The following is a 17508-nucleotide window of genomic DNA, read 5'->3' on the forward strand; positions in this document are numbered from 1 at the left end:
TTTGGGTATTCTCCATTTATGCCACGCCAGACTTATGCCAAATGAGGCGATACACTGCTTATCACCGATACCCTACATTATTAAATGAAATCACTCCCCTCCTCAGCACGCTAAACCCCGGATGAGCATGTTGGTAAGATTGGGGATGGAAACGCGCGATGGCGAACCGCTGAGTCTTGAAGGTTTGGCGCGCAAAAAGATCGAATCCGACCTCCCTGAGGACCTCTTCAGGAACCTGATACGATTGATCGACTAACCCCCAAAACGTCCAGCCAGATTCAACGCAAATTCCAAGTATCTTGCTGTTCGCGTAGCTGACGCTGACTGCGCCCAGCGTTGAACCAACCAGATTGCCGAGCAAAGCCCCCAATACCGGTACCGGAACAATCATCTGTCCCAGTAATGCCCCTCCGCTTCCCATAATAAGCGCTACAGCATCTCTTGAGGACTTAAAGGCCAGTTCTTTGCCGGTGATCTGCCCCTGAGCATATCGCCAGGAGTTTTCAATGGAATTCAGCGCGATGGCGGTCGCCATGCCAACCGCAGTGGGGGAGATACCTTTAAAAGACTGTCCCATTAGCCCCGTTTTGCATGAGGCCGTAATGAGCGCCGCAAGACCGCCTCGTAATCCCGCGCCAGAGGAGCTGGAAAGCACCTGGCCTGCGCCTTCACGAATGAGCCTGGCATCCCATTGACCGGACTGAATGTACTGAACCACGAGACGATATACGTGAGGGGCGGCAGTCAACGCCGCAGAAAAAGCGGCCGCATTTAGCGCCGCATTCCCGGACTCTCTAAGAATATCTGACCACGCAATGAAACTCTCGGTATTCAGCCCGTACGCATCGGGATCAATTTCGCCCTCGCGTTTAAAGTCTGATGCCATTTCTCTGGCTTCATTTTCACTTTGAGGCTTAGACGAAATGCCATCCACTTCAATACGATCCCTCGCCGTATCAGCCGTGTTTTGATATGCATCCGCCAGTTCAGGGGAAATCGCCTGGTTTCGCGCCGCTTGTTTTTGCGACTCTGCAATAACACCGTCAAGCTGATCGCTCGGTACAATTTTTTGGCTGCCGGAATAGGCAGGCTCACCCAGTTCCCTGGCCGTGTCTTTCGCTGTTTTGTAGTATTTTAATTCTGCGTAAGAGGCGGTTTCGGAATCGCCGTAATGAATATCCTGGCCTGTCTTATTGTTCCCTGGTACGTTAGCCCATATGTCATCATGACCTTTCGCCGTGGCGGAAATCTTTAGTGTTTCCGAATGCCAGACCTCAGCAATGTGACCTTTAACGTAGTTTGCATCCACATTGGCACGACGCTCAGCCTCCGTTTTAAGTGCTTCAACAGCCTTATCTATCGCAGACTGAACATCATTGACGAATTCTGCCGATTCCTGGGCACCCGCTACCCCAGAAAAATCACGGCTCGCGCTGTAATAGGCATCGGCAAAATCAGTCATTATGAACAGCCCTCATTGCCAACCCAGGCATCCAGTTCAGTAAAAACAAAATGGTAAATGGCGAGCTTTGTTTGCTCGTAACGCAATTCTTTTACTTCACTCTTGCCCTTAAAAAAATTGACGACTTTATACCCAATAATGCCTAAGGCGCCGCCGAGGGGAATGAACGGGACGGAAAGAAGCAATGCGGCATTAACCGAAGCGCCAATCTTTCCTGAAGGCTTTAGCCCATAACCTAAATCATGTCGATAGGCTTCAAAATCTTGTTTCTGTGCCAGATTACCCATTCCGAATACGACGGCTTTACTCCCATCATGCCCAAAACAGACACCGTTGATATTCACAATATTGGAAATCTGTGGCAGGTACATCTTTGAGAATTTATTTTCTTCCGCATCACCAATGAATATCACATAGCTACGTCCGGAAAGGGTTGGCATATTTTGTTTGTAAATTTCAATGGTCCAGGCTGCGCTATCAAACCCCTCTACCTTCGATATTTCATGCTGCAGTGCAATCGCCAGCTCTTCGTAATCTTCTGGATAAACCACAATCACTTGCTTGCTCGGGAACATATTAAAACTCCGATATTTTCATTCTGCGTAGATCCGCTCTTATTTTTATCTTACCGAAATATCCCACAAGCGACGCCGCTCACGGCCATGATTTGTTGATCATCATCATGCGGCTGCTAAGCCACCTCATCCAGCCCTGACTCAATGATTCGCTTGCGCAGCGTGGCGATGGTGTTAGACAGCGCTTTCTCCTGCTGGCGGAAATAGGCCTGCGGATCGGCAAGCGTGGATACCAGCAGCCAGGATTTCTCCTTCTCAAGCGCGAGCATTTCGGCCTGCAGGCTGGCAATTTGCTGCTGGGTGGCGCTGATTTTGCGCAGCAGCAGCGTCAGATCGTTGAGCCTCTCGCTCGCCATCATCGGTTCGTGCTGGCGCATCAGCCGGGCAAGCAGATTACGGATAGCCGTGAGGTCACCGCGTTGCCTGGCCTGATTGAGCTGGGCCATCATCTCGTTCGCTTCTGCCTTTAACGCATCGTCCACCAAATCGGGGTGGCAAAGTTTACTCGCCTGACGCCACAGCCGTTTGAGTTCCTGACGATCCTCCTGCGCCATATTTTCCTGACGCTCGCGGCGTTTCTCTGCTTTTTGCTGCTGATCGCGCCAGGTTTCATACTGTTCGCGCGCTTCATCACGCGCACGGCGTTCACTGGCATCGTCGTGCAGGTTCATTTCGGCCTGCCTGCGCAGTGAGGCTTCGGCCAGGAGCTTGCGCAGCCTCAACACCTCGGCCATCAGATGTCCCAGATGCTGCATATAGAGATCGTTAAACTCATCAAGCCTGCTCAGGCGCGCGTTTCTGGCATCAATCAGCGCCTGCAGCTGCGTTTCCAGCGCTTTTAGCTCCAGCTTGCTGGCCGCAATGCGCGGATCTTGCCAGTGGGTCATCGTCCGCTGACTTTGCAACCAGCTGACGATAGCGTTCATCGCCTCGCCGTAGCGCCGGGTCTCCAGCGCCTGGATAATGGCGTCAATGGCGGGATCGTCAATGTCGTATTTCAGGTGTGAAATCTGACTGGCAATGATCTCATCATCTTCCAGTTCAATGGCATTCTTAATGATTTCCAGCCGCTTGATGGGTTTACTCATGGGGCGTGTGCTCGGCGTCCTGACCGTCGGAATGGATGGCAGAGTAGCACTCGTTCCGGTGCGCCGTCAGCCGCTATGTCATATTATAAGTGACGTTATTTCAGTCGCTTAGATTTTCGATATGATGTATAGACTTAAGTCAGACTGACGGCGATTAATCTCGTTATTTTGCCAGCGCCTGGCGCAAATCGGCGCGCAAATCTTCCACGCCTTCAATGCCCACCGAGAGGCGAATCAGCTGCGGCGTAATGCTGTTGGCCAGCCGCTGTGCCAGCGGAATAGAAGCATGGGTCATACTGAACGGCTGGCTTACCAGACTTTCCACACCACCAAGGCTTTCGGCGAGGGTAAAGAGCCGCAGCTTTTTGATCACCGCCGCTGCCCGTTCGGCATCCCCTTTGACCACGATGGAGATCATCCCACCCGGCTGCGCCATCTGACGGCGAGCAAGCGAATAGTCGGGATGAGATTCCAGCCACGGAAACCAGACCTTTTCCACCTGTGGCTGCTGCTCAAGCCACTGGGCAAGCGCCAGCGCGTTGCTGCTGTGACGTTCCATACGCAACGACAGCGTACGGATCCCGCGCAGGGTCAGGAAGCTGCTGAACGGATCGAGCACGCCGCCGACGGCGTTTTGCAAATAGCCGAGCTGCTCGGCCAGCGCCGGATTATCGCCCACCACCGCAAGACCGGCGACCACATCGGAGTGGCCGTTCAGGTACTTGGTGGCGGAGTGCACCACAATATCAAAGCCGAATGCCAGCGGGCGCTGGATAACCGGCGAGGCGAAGGTGTTATCCGCCACGCTGATCAGCTTGTGGCGGCGGGCGATCCTGGCGATCGCCTCCAGATCGGCAAGCTTCAGCAATGGATTGGTCGGCGTTTCGACCCAAATCATGCGGGTTTCCGGGCGAATAGCGGCTTCAAGTTCCGACAGCGCGCCAGGCTTGACCCAGCTCACCTGCAGCCCGGCGCTACGGCGACGCACGTTTTCAATCAACCGGTACGTCCCACCATAGACATCGTCTACGGCGACAATATGGCTGTCTTTATCCAGCAGTTCCAGCACCGTAGAGATAGCCGCCAGCCCGGAAGCGAAAGCATAGCCGCGGCTGCCGCCTTCCAGTTCGGCAATCGCGGTCTCTAACGCGCTGCGCGTGGGGTTACCGCTACGCGAATACTCATAGCCGCTGTGCTGTCCCGGCGCAGGTTGGGCATAGGTCGAGGTCGCGTAAATCGGTGGCATCACCGCGCCGTGGCTATCGGTGAAGGTGCCGCTGTGTACGCTCAGCGTATCGAAGGTTTTCATCATTTATTCCTTACTGCGCAAGGCGATTGCGCCAGCTTGTGAGAAGATCGCTGCGGGTAATGAGGCCAAGAAAACGCTCGTTATCCACGACCACCGCGACCTGGCCGCGATCAAAAATCGGTTTTAGCGCGCTTTCGGGGGCCGTGATATCGAGGGTTTCCACCTCATGAGTCATCGCCTCACGAACCGGCAGGCCAAAGCGCTGGCTGTCGCCCTGCACGTGGCTCAGCAGATCCCACTCATCGACGATGCCCACGACCCGCCCCGCTTCCAGTACCGGTAGCTGCGAGATGTCGTAAAGGCGCATCCGCGCCAGCACGGTGGCCAGAGTGTCATCCGGCGCGGCGGTGACCGTAGCGCCGTCATCGTGACGCAGCGCGATAAAATCGCTCAGATCGCCGCGATTTTCGCGGGTGAGCAGACCCTGCTGGCGCATCCAGTCATCGTTGAACATTTTCGACAGGTACTTGTTGCCGCTATCACAGGCAAAAGTCACCACCCGCTTAGGCGTAGTCTGTGCACGACAGTAGCGCAGCGCTGCCGCCAGCAAGGTGCCGCTTGAAGAGCCCGCCAGAATGCCTTCCACCAACAGAAGCTCGCGTGCGGTCGTGAAGGCCTCCCGATCGCTGATACGTAATGCCTGATGCACGCTGTCAATGTGCGCCAGCGGGGGAATGAAGTCTTCACCAATGCCTTCAACCAGCCACGATCCAGCTTCCTGATAGCGACCGCTCTCAACCCGATCGGCGAGGATCGATCCGACCGGATCGGCAAGGATAAACTCGGTTTGCGGTGAGTGTTCGGCAAACCATGCCTGCAGTCCGCCAAGCGTCCCCCCCGAGCCCACGCCGACCACGATGGCATCAATCTGTCCGTCGAGCTGCTGATACAGCTCCGGCGCGGTGGTCGCCGAGTGCGCCAACGGATTGGCGGCGTTATTGAACTGATCAATGTAAAACGCGCCGGGGAGCGCTTTCGCCAGCCGCTGGGCGTAGTCCTGATAGTAGGCCGGGTGGCCTTTGCCAACGTCCGAACGGGTCAGCACCACCTGAGCGCCAAGGGCACGGAGGTGGAAAATCTTCTCCCGGCTCATTTTGTCCGGCACAACAAGGATAAGCTTGTACCCGCGCTGGGCGGCGATCAAAGCCAGCCCAAGCCCGGTGTTGCCCGCGGTGGCTTCGACAATGGTACCGCCCGGCAGCAGCAGCCCCTGCTTTTGCGCCTCGTCGATCATCGACAGCGCCACCCGATCTTTGATGGAGCCGCCGGGGTTCTGATTTTCCAGCTTCAGAAACAGGTCACACGGGCCGGTATCCAACTTATGCAGCTGCAGTACCGGCGTCTGGCCGATCAGCTCGGTGACGGAATGGTAAACGGTCATACACTTTCATCCTGATATAGAGGGAATAGCCAGAGTGTAGGACTGCAAAAAATGGATGATAAAGAACCTTTATCTGCCCGTTAGCGCGAATTGGAATATGACCTGCTATTTAGCCATGTGGATGGAAAGACGTTTAGTCGTGCAGAGGGGTTGATGGCTATCAAAGCGCTAATTTGCTGTATTTTCAGCCACAAAAGGCGCTATACGCCTCGCCTTTTGCCATCCTACGGCTTTGTATTGTTGAACTTCATCTAAGTCAGCATCGCGCTTATGGCTGCCTGTGGTTGGCAAAGATCGCCTTCGCCGTTTGTTTTCAGCGCCCTCAATGGCGGAACGGGCAAAAAAAATCGGCGCAACGCGCCGATTTTTCGCCTTAACACACTCAGAACTCGTAGCGCAGCCCAAGCTGAGCCGCTTTGTGCGTGTAGTTATTCTCGCCCACCTGCCCGGAAATCTGACCATAAATGTGGGTGTTCTGACGCACTTCCGCCTGCAGACCCAGTTTGGCTTCAAAGCGGTTTTTCGGGATATCGCTTGAATAGGTCGTATTGTTGAAGCTCATGCTGTTGTTCGCGTCTGACCATAACCAGTTCACCGTCAGGAACGGCTGGAACTGCGCCTTCTCGTTGCCGTCCGTCGGCTGAAGGTAGGTACGAATGCCCAGCCGCGTCGCCACGCCGCTGGCGTCATCGTTGTTCACCAGCAGGCCGTTGCGGTCATTAATGGTCGATGCGCTGTAGTGCGTGTAGCTGATCTGCCCCTGCGGTTCCACCATCCAGCGCCATTTCTCAAACGGCTTCACCGTACTCGCATAGCCCGTTTCCAGCGACGTGGTCCAGGCGCGGCTGCGGTAATCTTTCGTATTTTCCGCGCTGTTATTAAACCAGCTGTACATGCTCCACAGATCGCTGTACCAGCCTTCCGCCTGCTCTGCGTTGTCGTACCAGGTGAGATACGCCCCGGCGCCGTAGCCTTCAACTTTACTACGCGCCGAAGACCCCGTGCTTTTACTACGGCTGACGCTGTCCGCGCGGCCCCATGCGCCCATCAGACCAAAGTGATAACGATCGCCATGCTCAGTGTCCCACTGGGTCAGATCGCCGCCCAGGTGAACCACCCGGTTATTACTGTCGACGCTCAGCGACCGTCCGGCCGCATCCGATTTGGTATTGCTCGCCACCGCACGGATCCACATCCCCGGCTCAGCGCGCTCGTCGCCTTTAAAGCGTTCCAGGTACTGCGGCTCCCCCAGACGGTCATGCAGCGAGTGCATAAACAACCCCGTCGCCATCGCCTGGTTGGCAAGGTAGCTGCCGATATCCGGGTTGAGCTGCTGCTGGCTGGTACGCAGATAGAAACTCTGGTTGTTCGGATCCAGCAGTGAGCCCTGCTCCAGCGTGTATTCATAGGCCCCCGCTTTCAGCGGCCCGCCCGCCAGCGTAAAGGCGTTCTGCTCAGACGCCCCGAGCACGTCCACCACCAGGATCCCGTCTTCGCTGGTCACGGCCCCTTTACCGCCCACCTGGTTCACCCGAATCCGCGTCGCCGCGCTGCCGGTCTGCGCATTGTCGACCACCAGTACGTCACTTTGCGAGGCGCTGCCGCCTTCGTTGAGCACCGTATCGACCAGCAGGAAGCCGCCGTCAGAGATGAAGCTGCCGCCCCCGGATGTCACCGTTCCCCCGGCGTGGGCCGACTGGCCGCTCAGCTCGCTGTTCGCCGTGATCGCCAGCAGGTCACCCGCCAGCTGATTCACCGCCAGGTTCAGCGTGCCCGCATTGTGGAAGGTGTCCATGTTCAGCAGCTGCGCCTGATTAATCCCCGCCGTGGCGATGGATTTTGTGCCCTGCGCGCTGTACATCCCGGTGGTATCGACCGCACCGGCATTCTGCACGGCAGCCAGCTGAATCAGCGCTCCCGCCGCGTTATTGACCTGATTATCCCCCTCACCGAACTGCAGCAGGGCAACCTGTTTGGTATCCCGTTCGCCATCGCCGTTGGTATCGGAGAAACTGCGCAGGTTCAGGGTGTGGTAGTTGTTCAGCGTGGTATTGCTGTTGACGGCGTTCAGATAGCCGGTGATATCGCCGTAGTTGTTCAGCGTCACCTGACGCCCGTTGGTGTCGTCAATGGCGATAGCCAAATCACTCAGTGCGCCGATGCTGCCGGCGTTTTCCAGCGTATACTGTGCGCCAGAGCCGAGTGCATACGTGGAGGTGGTATCGGCAAACTTCACGCCGTAACCCTGTTTTGCCCCGCCGGAAACCGTGGCCCCGGAGGCAATGGCAATCACCCCTTCGCCGCTGCCCGTCATCGCCACCCCGCCTAACCCGGCGGCCGCATCCACATGCGTACCGGATGCAAGCTGAACGGACTGACCATTCGACCCGCTGACGGCAATGGCCGTGCTGTTTTCACCGCTGACCTTCAGCGTGCCGGTCTCATAGTAGACGCCCGCCGTGCCATAGTTACTGATGGCATTAATGCCATATACCGGCGTGCTGCCGGTGAGCGACGCCGCGAGGATATCGCCCTGGTTGACCACCAGCGTTTCGCCGTGGTTACTTTCCGCCAGTATCGCGCTACCGTCAGCGGTCGCGATCAGCCCCTGGTTGAGCACGGTGGCATTATTGCCGCCAAACATAGAAATTGCATCGGAGTTGCTGCCCGCGATGGTCAGCTCACCCTGGTTCCATACCGTCGCATCACCCAGCATTTCTGAGTTACGGGCAAGGATACCCGTGGAATTTGCCGCTCCCGCGCCCAGCGACAGCGTTCCCGAGTTGACGATCAGCATTTCCGCAGTGCCAGACACGTTGGGACGCTCGGCAATCATCGCCTTAATCCCAAAGGAATCGCTGCCATCAACGGTCAGCAGTCCGTTATTGCGGATATCCATCGTCCCGGAATCCATATTACTTTCAGCATGGATGCCATGTGAGGTAACGCCCTTAACAACGATCTCGCCATCATTCACCGCCGTCATGGTGATATTTTCAGCGGCTATCTGGTCTGCATAGGTTTGCATGAGGATAGCGCTGGACTCAGTATTATCGTAATCGCCCGTATAGCCTTGCTCGAGCGTAATCTTCCCGGCATTGTAGACGCTGATATCGCCCGTTCCCGCGCTAAAAACTCTTATCCCCGAGGAACTATTGCCTGCCATATTGATGACGCCGTCGGCCAGATTAGCGATAGAAATGACGCCCTTGCTATCTTCTGCCGCATGCGCAGAAATCCCGTTGCCCGCATCTCCCAGGCTGTTGATCGTGCCAGCATGTACGATGGTGCTGCCATCGCGAGAGTAGGTTTTAATCCCGGTCGCACCGAGACCCTGCGTCGTGATTAACGTGTTTTTCTCAGCGGTGACCGCCGTAGTGCCCAGGTTCGCATAAGCCAATACCGCCGGGTTATAGTCTGCAGCGACACCCGGTGCCTCCAGCGTCAAGGTAATATCAGACCCTTCACTCAGAACAACCTCTGAATGCCCCTCTTCACCTTTATGTTCGGTATAAATCGCCGCCCCCTGAAGCCAACCGCCGAGGCTTTGACTCACCGTGAGATCGATATTCGAATTGCTTGTGGTGACGATGGTCGACCCTTCGGTGTCGCTGCGCAGGTAGAGACCGCCCCAGAGCCATTTATAATCTATTCGGCCTTTAATGACGGAATCTAATACTGTAAGACTCAGATCGCCATAATTGGGATTGCTTTCCGTGCTATTGCCTACCCCCAGACTAATAATGCTAGGGATATTCATCCCCTTAAACGTGTTACCTAACTGAAAGTCGATAATATTGTAATTCTTTACCACCAGATTATGCACACCGCTTAAGCCACCCTGTTGAAGAATGGAATCGTTACGGTCAGGCAGACTTGTACCGTCCCATGTCATGGTATCACCATCCAAAATGGGGTTTGCTAACGCAGTCGCAGGGAAAAGGATCGTAGATATCACCATCGCGAGAATTTTTTTACTAAATAACATGCGCATATTGCACCTTCCAAATATTTCCAAATTAATTAATTTTTCAGTCAAAAAGTGCTGAGGACTTATTGACGGCGCATAACTTGTTTTTTGATATAAGAGGGGTAAGCGATGCTATTAGCAAAAAAGGATTGACGGTGATAAGGCAATGGCGGTCGCCAACATGCGTGCTGGAATGTACTCGCATCATAATCTCCATTTATTTTAACGTGTTGCCTATTGGCATCCTGCCACTCACGCGCCCAGAGGCTTAAATTCAGGTGTAGCACTATGCCTGACCAGCAACGTTATCAGTGTACAAACAGCGTATTTGTCATTATATAATGCATGCATCTACAATATATGCTTAAGCCATTAACCCTCGACGGCAACGACAGCATATTCATTGATGCCTGTATTCATCATTTTTTCTAACCATAGGATACTACCGGCTTAATATCACTCATTTTGCCGATGCTATAGTAGGGCAGAACCGCGGCTATCTCCCCCTGGAAACTTTATATTTTCATCAACATAAAAAGTTGTCAAGGCGGAAATCCCTGCACATAAACATAACAATAAACGGCTCCACCACATATAGGACAATAATCTTATCCGCCCTATAAAAATGGAAAAAAAACTCTCAAAACATAGCGTCATTCTTTATAAAAAATAAGAAACGCGATTTCAAATAGGATTATTAATACCAGGGCTAAGATTATTACTATAGAACAATAATTAAAACTGACGTATCCACACATGAACGTATGGTTAGTTTACATACAGCCCCAGAAGGAAGGCACTGCCGGAATCGTATCTTATGCATCAAACAAACGTCAGCCCGCGGCTTTTCTTTGTCTGGAATTTACACACAGCTTACGTAGCGATTACAGATCCAAGACCTGGCTAAGTTCTCTGATGTTGTCTCTGAAAATATCGAGATGCTGTGCCTTAAAGAGGTAAACCTCTGAGAAAGCGATAATAAGAGCGGTAAACAACAGCGAATAAATGAAAACAAACGCGATTCTGGTCATCATCAACCCTCCATGGACAAGACGTCGCACCGTCGCGTTTACTGAGAGGATAAAAACGACGGTGAACCGGTTATGCCATATGATGGCACTGACAGCCTATCCTGGTCTGCGCTAATTTATATGCCGCAATCGCGTAGAACACGGCCATCGCAAAACCGACGATCGGATAGAACATAAACCCAAATAGCAGACAGGAGAGAATATGGCCGAGACCCGCAAGGAGGAATCCACGCCGCTTCAGTCGAAATTTTCCGTAAGAAAAAACGTAGATCAGGTAGGCGGCGATAGCGACCATAACAAACAGCTTCATTGACAGGAAACGCTTGGAAATGTTGAAGTCTTCAAAACCCAAGTGTGGCAACAACAACACAACACTGAAGGCAAAGAACATCAGTGAGGATAGCTTCACCCAAGCCAGAACACCCTTCCAGAAGGATATTTTGATCATCTAATTTAGTCCTTTAAATATAAGCATCATGGGTTAAATTAAAAATAACGTCATCATCTGAACAGTGATGATGATGGCATTATTAAATTCTGAATAAATCGCCCGTTCCTTCGCGCCGGTGCATTATAGTCGTGATGAGTTAGAGTTCTGCAAGTCGTGTGTAAATTAATGTCATAGTTAACGTATTCGCGAGCATTATCCGCCTTAGAATATATGATAAATTACGTAAAATCACCGACCAAGCCCATCAAAAAAGACGACCCCTACGCCTATTTTATGAATCATAAGATTGATGACTCCCCTGCCATAGATAAAATGACTCAAAACCATCCAATCGCTACCCGATAATCATCGAATACATTCACTCGTTAGACGTTCTCTTTGCTGATCACTCGCCCCCTCTCCTGCCCCGTGGCTGTCATTGCTACACGGCCCTGGCACAAATCCGCAAAGGAGAAAGCCAGCGGCAAGGAAATTTATAACTTAGATCACGGAAATTAATTTCTAAATCATAAAACCTATTTCCAATACCACCTTGTTAAGATCCCCTCCGAGAGCCAATGCCGTGCCCGCACGGTATATTAAAAGGTGCACTCCATGCGAAAAGATTTAACCAGCAATGAGTTACGTATCTATAAATTCTGCCAGGAAAACCCTGCTGACGTTTATAAGATGAAGATTCACGAACTGGCCGAACGCGTATACACCACCGCGCCCTCCATTTCTAAACTGGTAAAAAAGCTGGGGTTTAATAATTATCAAGAGTTTAAGGTCGACATTCGACATGTGTTCTCAAGGGCGAACCACTCGCAACAACACAATGCTTTTATCAGTGAATACATGCAGGAGATGCAGGACGCCTTAACCAAAGTATCTGAAAGTAAAGTAAAAGCATTTTGTGATTTTCTGTCCGACTGCAACACAATTATTACCTGGGGATATGGCACCTCTGATAGCGTAGCTAAATATGTCAGCTATAACCTGATGGTGCTGGGTTTTAATATTCTTAATGAAACGGACTACACCAACTGTAATGTGCGCAGTCGTTTTCTGACTAAAAATGATTGCGTATTGATTGTCTCCAACAGTGGTGAATCTGAAATGCTGGAAGAAATCATACTGAACGCTCGGAAAAACGGCATAAAAGTGGCGGCAATCACCAGTCGTTCCAATTCAACGCTGGCACTGAACGCCGATGCCGTATTGCTCTATAAAAATGCCATTATTAAAGATACGGCATTTGAAAATATTAGCTACCCGATACAAATAGCCATCATAGATATCATGCTTTTCCATTTATCGAACGTCAGAAAAGTATCATTAAAATTTAATTCAAAGGTAGAAGATTAATGAAAACCGTTAAACTCGTCGTCATTGGCGCAGGAAGCAGCTACACGCCAGAACTGATTGAAGGCGTGATTAAAAACCACGCTCAGCTCCCCGTCTCCCATATTGCGTTAGTTGACGTAGAGATGGGCAAAGAAAAAATGAACATCATTTTCCAACTGACCCAACGAATGCTGGCCAAAGCGGGCTTAGCCATCGACGTGACCCAAACCCTGGAGCGGAAAACGGCCCTGCAGGATGCGGATTTCGTGGTCACGCAGCTGCGCGTTGGCGGTATCGACGCCAGAATCGTCGATGAAAAGCTGCCAAAATCATACGGTTTTATCGGCCAGGAAACCAACGGCGCTGGCGGAATGTTCAAAGCCTTGCGCACCATTCCGGTCATCATTGATATTGCCAATGAAATGCACGACATCTGCCCAAACGCCTGGCTGATTAACTTCACCAACCCGGCCTCAATGGTCACTGAAGCGGTGCTCAAATACAGCCGCAACCGTCGGGTTATTGGCCTGTGCAATGGCCCTATCAACATGACCCATCAGGTTGCCGCGCTGCTGAACGCCAGCATTGACGATTTATACGTCGAGTTTCAGGGCGCCAACCATATGAACTTTATTACCAAAATTCTGCACAAAGGCGAAGACCGCACGCGTGAAGTTATTGCGTTAATCAACGCGGCGGATGTCGACACCCTGAGTTTTAAAAACGTCAGCAACGAACAGTTTAATAAAGAGCTGCTGGCTGCAACCCACCTGATCCCATCGTCGTATTTAAAATACTACCTCAAAACCACTGAAATGCTGGCCGAGCAGGCTGCTGCCGAGCTGTCGCGCGGGGAAGTCGTCAAAAATATCGAAGCGGCGCTGTTCAAAAAGTACAGCGATGTTTCCCTTGAGGAAAAACCGAAAGAGCTGGAAGCCCGTGGCGGCGCACTCTATTCCACCGCAGCGCTGAACGTCATTCGCGCCATCTACCTGGACGATAAAAGTATTCAGACCGTTAACGTGCGCAACGACGGCGCTATCACCAATTTACCGACCGACGCGGTGGTGGAAGTGAACTGCGTGCTGACCCGCAATGGGCCCATGCCAATTTGCACCGGCGAGATCCCGTCTCCGGCCAAAGGCATCGTCGCCATGATGAAAGACTACGAAGCGCAAATCGTCAAAGCCGCCGCCACCGGCGATTATCAGGCGCTTATCGCCGGGTTTATTTTCAACCCATTATGCTCCAGCGATAACGCGGGCGTTGCGCTGGTCAAAGATATGCTGCGGGCCAACAAAAAGTACCTGCCGCTGTTTGCCAACACGATTGCGACACTTTAACGGCAGGACGATACAAATGAATTCTACAGCTTTTGATAGTCAATCCGCGCTGGCCGCTCAGATTGTCAGCGAACTCGCCGCGCTCAAGCCGCATTCCCGCGTGCTGATCCCCTCCGGCAGCACGCCGCGCTGGGTTTACGATGCGCTGGCGGCAACACCTATCGCCGAACGCCTGACCTTTTTTGCGCTCGACGAGTGGGTGAACGTGCCCAGCGAATCTGACGGCAGCTGCTTAAGCATGATTAATCAGGACTTTGTGCACAAGTGCGCGCATCCGGTTCGGTTAGTGCATTTCGATCCGTTTGCTGCAACGGCGCAAAATATTGCCCACTACCAGGCGGCGCTTGAGGGCCAGGAGTTTGACTATGTGATTCTGGGCGTGGGCATGAACGGGCATATCGGCTTAAACGAACCGGGCGTGTCCTTTGCTGCGGATTATCTGCAAACGCAACTCGACGACGTCACAATTCGCGTCGCCAGCCAGAAATATTTCTCGGCAGAGGTCACGCTCACCGAAGGCATTACCGTAGGGCTGAACAAAATTATTAAGGCCGGAAAGGTGATTGTCATCATCAACCACGAAGCGAAAAAAGACATTTATCAGACTATCGTCAACGGCGATGCTCAACGGACTCAGGTTCCTGCTATCTACCTAAAACAATTCCCGCACGTTCATTATTACGTGACCAAAAACCTTGAAGGGTAATCGGCGATGAGCATAACCTCTCTACTCGAACAAAAGATGTTGCCACTGGCCGAGAGAATTTCGGCAAACATCTACCTGACGGCGCTTAAGAACGCCTTTATTGCCCTGATCCCGTTTTTGATTGTCGGTTCTTTTTTCCTGCTGCTCACCAACTTTCCCATTGCGGGCTACAACGAGTTGATGACCTCGCTGCTGGGTAAAGGCACGCTGGATAAACTCAACTACGGCATCAACGCCAGCTATGGCTTGATGACGCTGCTGGTGATAATCACCTTCTCTAAGGAATTGGTCGACAAGCTCAATCTCAGCCAGAGTACCGCGATTTTACCCGTGGCGATTTTCTTCCTGATGCTGCCGGGCAGCGTGACGACGGAATCGGGTGGCCTGGTTGCCGATGCCTACGCGCTGCTTGATTTCAGCTCGGAATCGATGTTTTTAGGCATTATCGTCACCGTCATCACCATCAAGATGGTTCAGTTTCTGGAAAACCACGCCTTTACCATCAAAATGCCGGAGAGCGTACCGAGCGAAATTGCGAAATCGTTTAAATCACTGGTGCCCATTTTAGTGGTGCTGTTGTTCTGGATAATCGTCAAAACGCTGTTTGCAGCCACCCATTTTGGCACGCCGGGTAAATTCATCAGCGTCATACTGCAAGAACCGCTGCTGTATTTAGGCAACTCGATCTTCTCACAGCTGGTTGCCGAAACGATGATCAGCCTGTTCTGGTTCTTCGGCATCCATGGCGACTCTATCGTGACCTCCGTCATGGGGCCAATCTGGCAGACGCTCAGCGCGCAAAATCTGGCGCAAACGCAGGAAGGGCTGGCAGCAACGAATATCATCACTCAGCAGTTCAGAGACGTGTATTTAATCGCCGGTGGCACTGGCTTTACCGGCGCGCTGCTGATCAGCATCTTTATGGTGGCCAAAAGCACACGGTTAAAACAGCTCTCAAAGCTGGCGGCACCTGCGGCCATCTTTAACATCAACGAGCCGATTATTTTTGGCCTGCCGATCGTTCTCAATCCGCTGATGCTGATTCCGTTTCTGATTACGCCGATCGTTCTGTGCACGATCACTTACGTGGTTATTGCCCTCGGATGGGTACCGCCGACCTCCGGTATTTCCATTCCGTGGACGACGCCAATTTTTGTCTCTGGCTTTCTGACCACCGGATTTTCCGGGGTCATCTTACAAGCGGTGAATTTGATTATCGCGACCGCCATTTATCTGCCGTTCGTGAAGATTTTAGACAAACAATATCTTCATGAAGAACACCAAATGGTCAATGCGTCCGGCGTGCTACAGCCGCTGTAATAAATCGCCCCTCTTTCCGTACGGAGGAGGGGCAACTCACAGCCGGTGGCGAAGGCGCTAACGGGAAGCCAGCAGCTTCAGCCAGTTCACTAATTTCCAGATATTTGCCGAATGCGACCCTTTAAATAAAACGGTATCACCGTCCTGGATATCACGCAGATACGAGGTTCTGAACGTATCAACGCCCTCAAGCAGGATACAACGCTGGGCACCGGAAATGGCGCCGGCATAGTCCTGATACGTTTGACCGATCAGATAAATGGTATCAATCTTGCTGCGGGCAATATGTGCCACCAGCGCACGATAATATTGATCGTATCCATCACCCAGCTCAGCCATTTCGCCCAGAACCAGCACTTTTCGCCCCGGCAGAACAGAGTCACTGAGCTGTGATACCGCCATCATCATCGAACCCGGATTGGCGTTATAGGCATCATCAATCACCGTGATCGGGTGGGCGGCCACGGTCAGGTGATTCACCTCTCCGCGCCCCGGTAGCGCCTGAAAACGCGTCAACCTTGTTAGCGCAGCGTTGGGGTCATAGCCAAGCGCAGAAACAACGGCGAGCGCGGCGACGCTGTTGAGAGCCATATGCAGGCCCTCCGCCTGGAGGGCATAGCTAAACGGCTGGCCAAATATCTGCGCCGTGACCCCGTTAGTTGCCGGATCGTGCGTCAGCAGACGGCAATCACAGCCTTCCCGTTGGCCGTACGTCACGATGCGCAGCCCCTGCTTCACCGCCGCCGCATAAATACAGTCCCATTCCTGCATATCGCGATTGAGTACCGCAATATCACCGGGCTTCATACCGAGAAAAATCATCGCCTTCGTGCGCGCGATATCGTGCAGCGACTGGTTATCGCGAAGGTGGACGGCCTGAATATTGGTCACCACCGCCACGGTCGGGCGCACCATCCGCGCGCTGAGATCCATACGACCAATCGCCATCTCAACGACCACCTGCGGCGTATTCCAAGGCATTGACGCTATATTCCACGCAATACCGCGCGGCAGGTTCGCATTTTGCTGGCTGCCAAGCGCCGGTCCCCACTCGGCCAGTGCGGCTGTCAGCATTGCGACGCAGGTTGTTTTTCCTGCGCTGCCCGTCACGCCGACGACGTTACCCTGCATTCTGTCACGCGCGTATCGTCCTAAACGCATCAGCGTCTCGTTTCGGTCTTCAACCAGATAAACCGGCGTAGTTCCATCGACAGGCCATTGTGGATCATCGACGATAAGGGCCGTCGGGGGATACGGCAACGTCTCGAGTCGTTCTGCCAGGATGCCACCGGTTTCATTCTCCGGCCGCACGCAAACCATATTACCGGGCTGCATGGCGGGCGCAAAAATGGAAATCCCCGAAGCTTGCCAACCCTCGGGCGGTGGGTTCAGCCAGCGCCCCGGTGCGGCATCCATAAAGGATTCACGCGTCCAACAGCTCGCCGCTAAAATTCCTTTTTCATTTATCTGACCCATTTTTAATTTTTTACTCCAGATACATTTTATTCTGACGCAGCGATACGGGCAGAAGATACGCGTAATGATT

Annotated in this window: 12 protein-coding genes; 4 read left to right on the forward strand and 8 right to left on the reverse strand. The window is 52.8% G+C overall.

The genetic code is table 11. The annotated features are described in order from the left end of the window. Positions 1-61: 61 nt before the first annotated feature. From H7R56_RS22455 to H7R56_RS22485, 7 genes are all read right to left on the reverse strand, one after another. Entirely contained in the window at positions 62-1462 is a 1401-nt protein-coding gene (locus tag H7R56_RS22455; protein ID WP_106927393.1) for a hypothetical protein, read from the reverse strand. Beyond that, positions 1462-2037 carry a hypothetical protein gene (locus H7R56_RS22460; protein WP_106927391.1) on the reverse strand — a complete coding sequence of 192 codons (576 nt, stop codon included), beginning with the start codon at positions 2035-2037 and terminating at the stop codon, positions 1462-1464. The genes H7R56_RS22455 and H7R56_RS22460 overlap by 1 nt, the downstream gene beginning before the upstream one ends. A 116-nt stretch (positions 2038-2153) precedes the next feature. Continuing rightward, positions 2154-3125, reverse strand: coding sequence for a coiled-coil domain-containing protein (locus H7R56_RS22465; protein WP_106927389.1), 972 nt, complete (start codon positions 3123-3125; stop codon positions 2154-2156). Positions 3126-3288: 163 nt separating this feature from the next. Then, on the reverse strand, positions 3289-4434 hold the full coding sequence (locus tag H7R56_RS22470; protein WP_106927387.1) for a trans-sulfuration enzyme family protein: 1146 nt from the start codon (positions 4432-4434) through the stop codon (positions 3289-3291). A 10-nt stretch (positions 4435-4444) separates the two neighbouring features. Continuing rightward, on the reverse strand, positions 4445-5815 hold the full coding sequence (locus tag H7R56_RS22475) for a pyridoxal-phosphate dependent enzyme (protein ID WP_106927385.1): 1371 nt from the start codon (positions 5813-5815) through the stop codon (positions 4445-4447). A gap of 382 nt (positions 5816-6197) precedes the next feature. After that, positions 6198-9710, reverse strand: a complete 3513-nt coding sequence (locus H7R56_RS22480; RefSeq protein WP_181358008.1) for an autotransporter outer membrane beta-barrel domain-containing protein — start codon at positions 9708-9710, stop codon at positions 6198-6200. 1176 nt (positions 9711-10886) lie between these two features. After that, positions 10887-11264, reverse strand: a complete 378-nt coding sequence (locus H7R56_RS22485) for a hypothetical protein (RefSeq protein WP_106927381.1) — start codon at positions 11262-11264, stop codon at positions 10887-10889. 597 nt (positions 11265-11861) lie between these two features. Between H7R56_RS22485 and H7R56_RS22490 the strand changes: the two genes are divergently transcribed. From H7R56_RS22490 to H7R56_RS22505, 4 genes are read left to right on the forward strand one after another with little or no spacing between them, the layout of a single operon-like run. Further along, positions 11862-12614, forward strand: coding sequence for a MurR/RpiR family transcriptional regulator (locus tag H7R56_RS22490; protein WP_106927379.1), 753 nt, complete (start codon positions 11862-11864; stop codon positions 12612-12614). Beyond that, positions 12614-13936, forward strand: a complete 1323-nt coding sequence (locus H7R56_RS22495; protein ID WP_106927377.1) for a 6-phospho-beta-glucosidase — start codon at positions 12614-12616, stop codon at positions 13934-13936. Before H7R56_RS22490 ends, H7R56_RS22495 begins: the two co-directional genes overlap by 1 nt. Positions 13937-13952: 16 nt before the next feature. Continuing rightward, on the forward strand, positions 13953-14642 hold the full coding sequence (locus tag H7R56_RS22500; protein WP_106927375.1) for a 6-phosphogluconolactonase: 690 nt from the start codon (positions 13953-13955) through the stop codon (positions 14640-14642). A gap of 6 nt (positions 14643-14648) precedes the next feature. Continuing rightward, a complete protein-coding gene (locus H7R56_RS22505) occupies positions 14649-15962 on the forward strand; it encodes a PTS sugar transporter subunit IIC (protein ID WP_106927373.1) in 1314 nt (437 codons plus the stop codon). 57 nt (positions 15963-16019) lie between these two features. Here H7R56_RS22505 and H7R56_RS22510 read toward each other — a convergent pair whose 3' ends face one another. Beyond that, positions 16020-17438, reverse strand: a complete 1419-nt coding sequence (locus tag H7R56_RS22510) for a UDP-N-acetylmuramoyl-tripeptide--D-alanyl-D-alanine ligase (protein ID WP_106927371.1) — start codon at positions 17436-17438, stop codon at positions 16020-16022. Between the last annotated feature and the right edge of the window lie 70 nt (positions 17439-17508).

Source organism: Klebsiella sp. WP3-W18-ESBL-02 (assembly GCF_014168815.1).
GTDB lineage: Bacteria > Pseudomonadota > Gammaproteobacteria > Enterobacterales > Enterobacteriaceae > Kluyvera > Kluyvera ascorbata_B.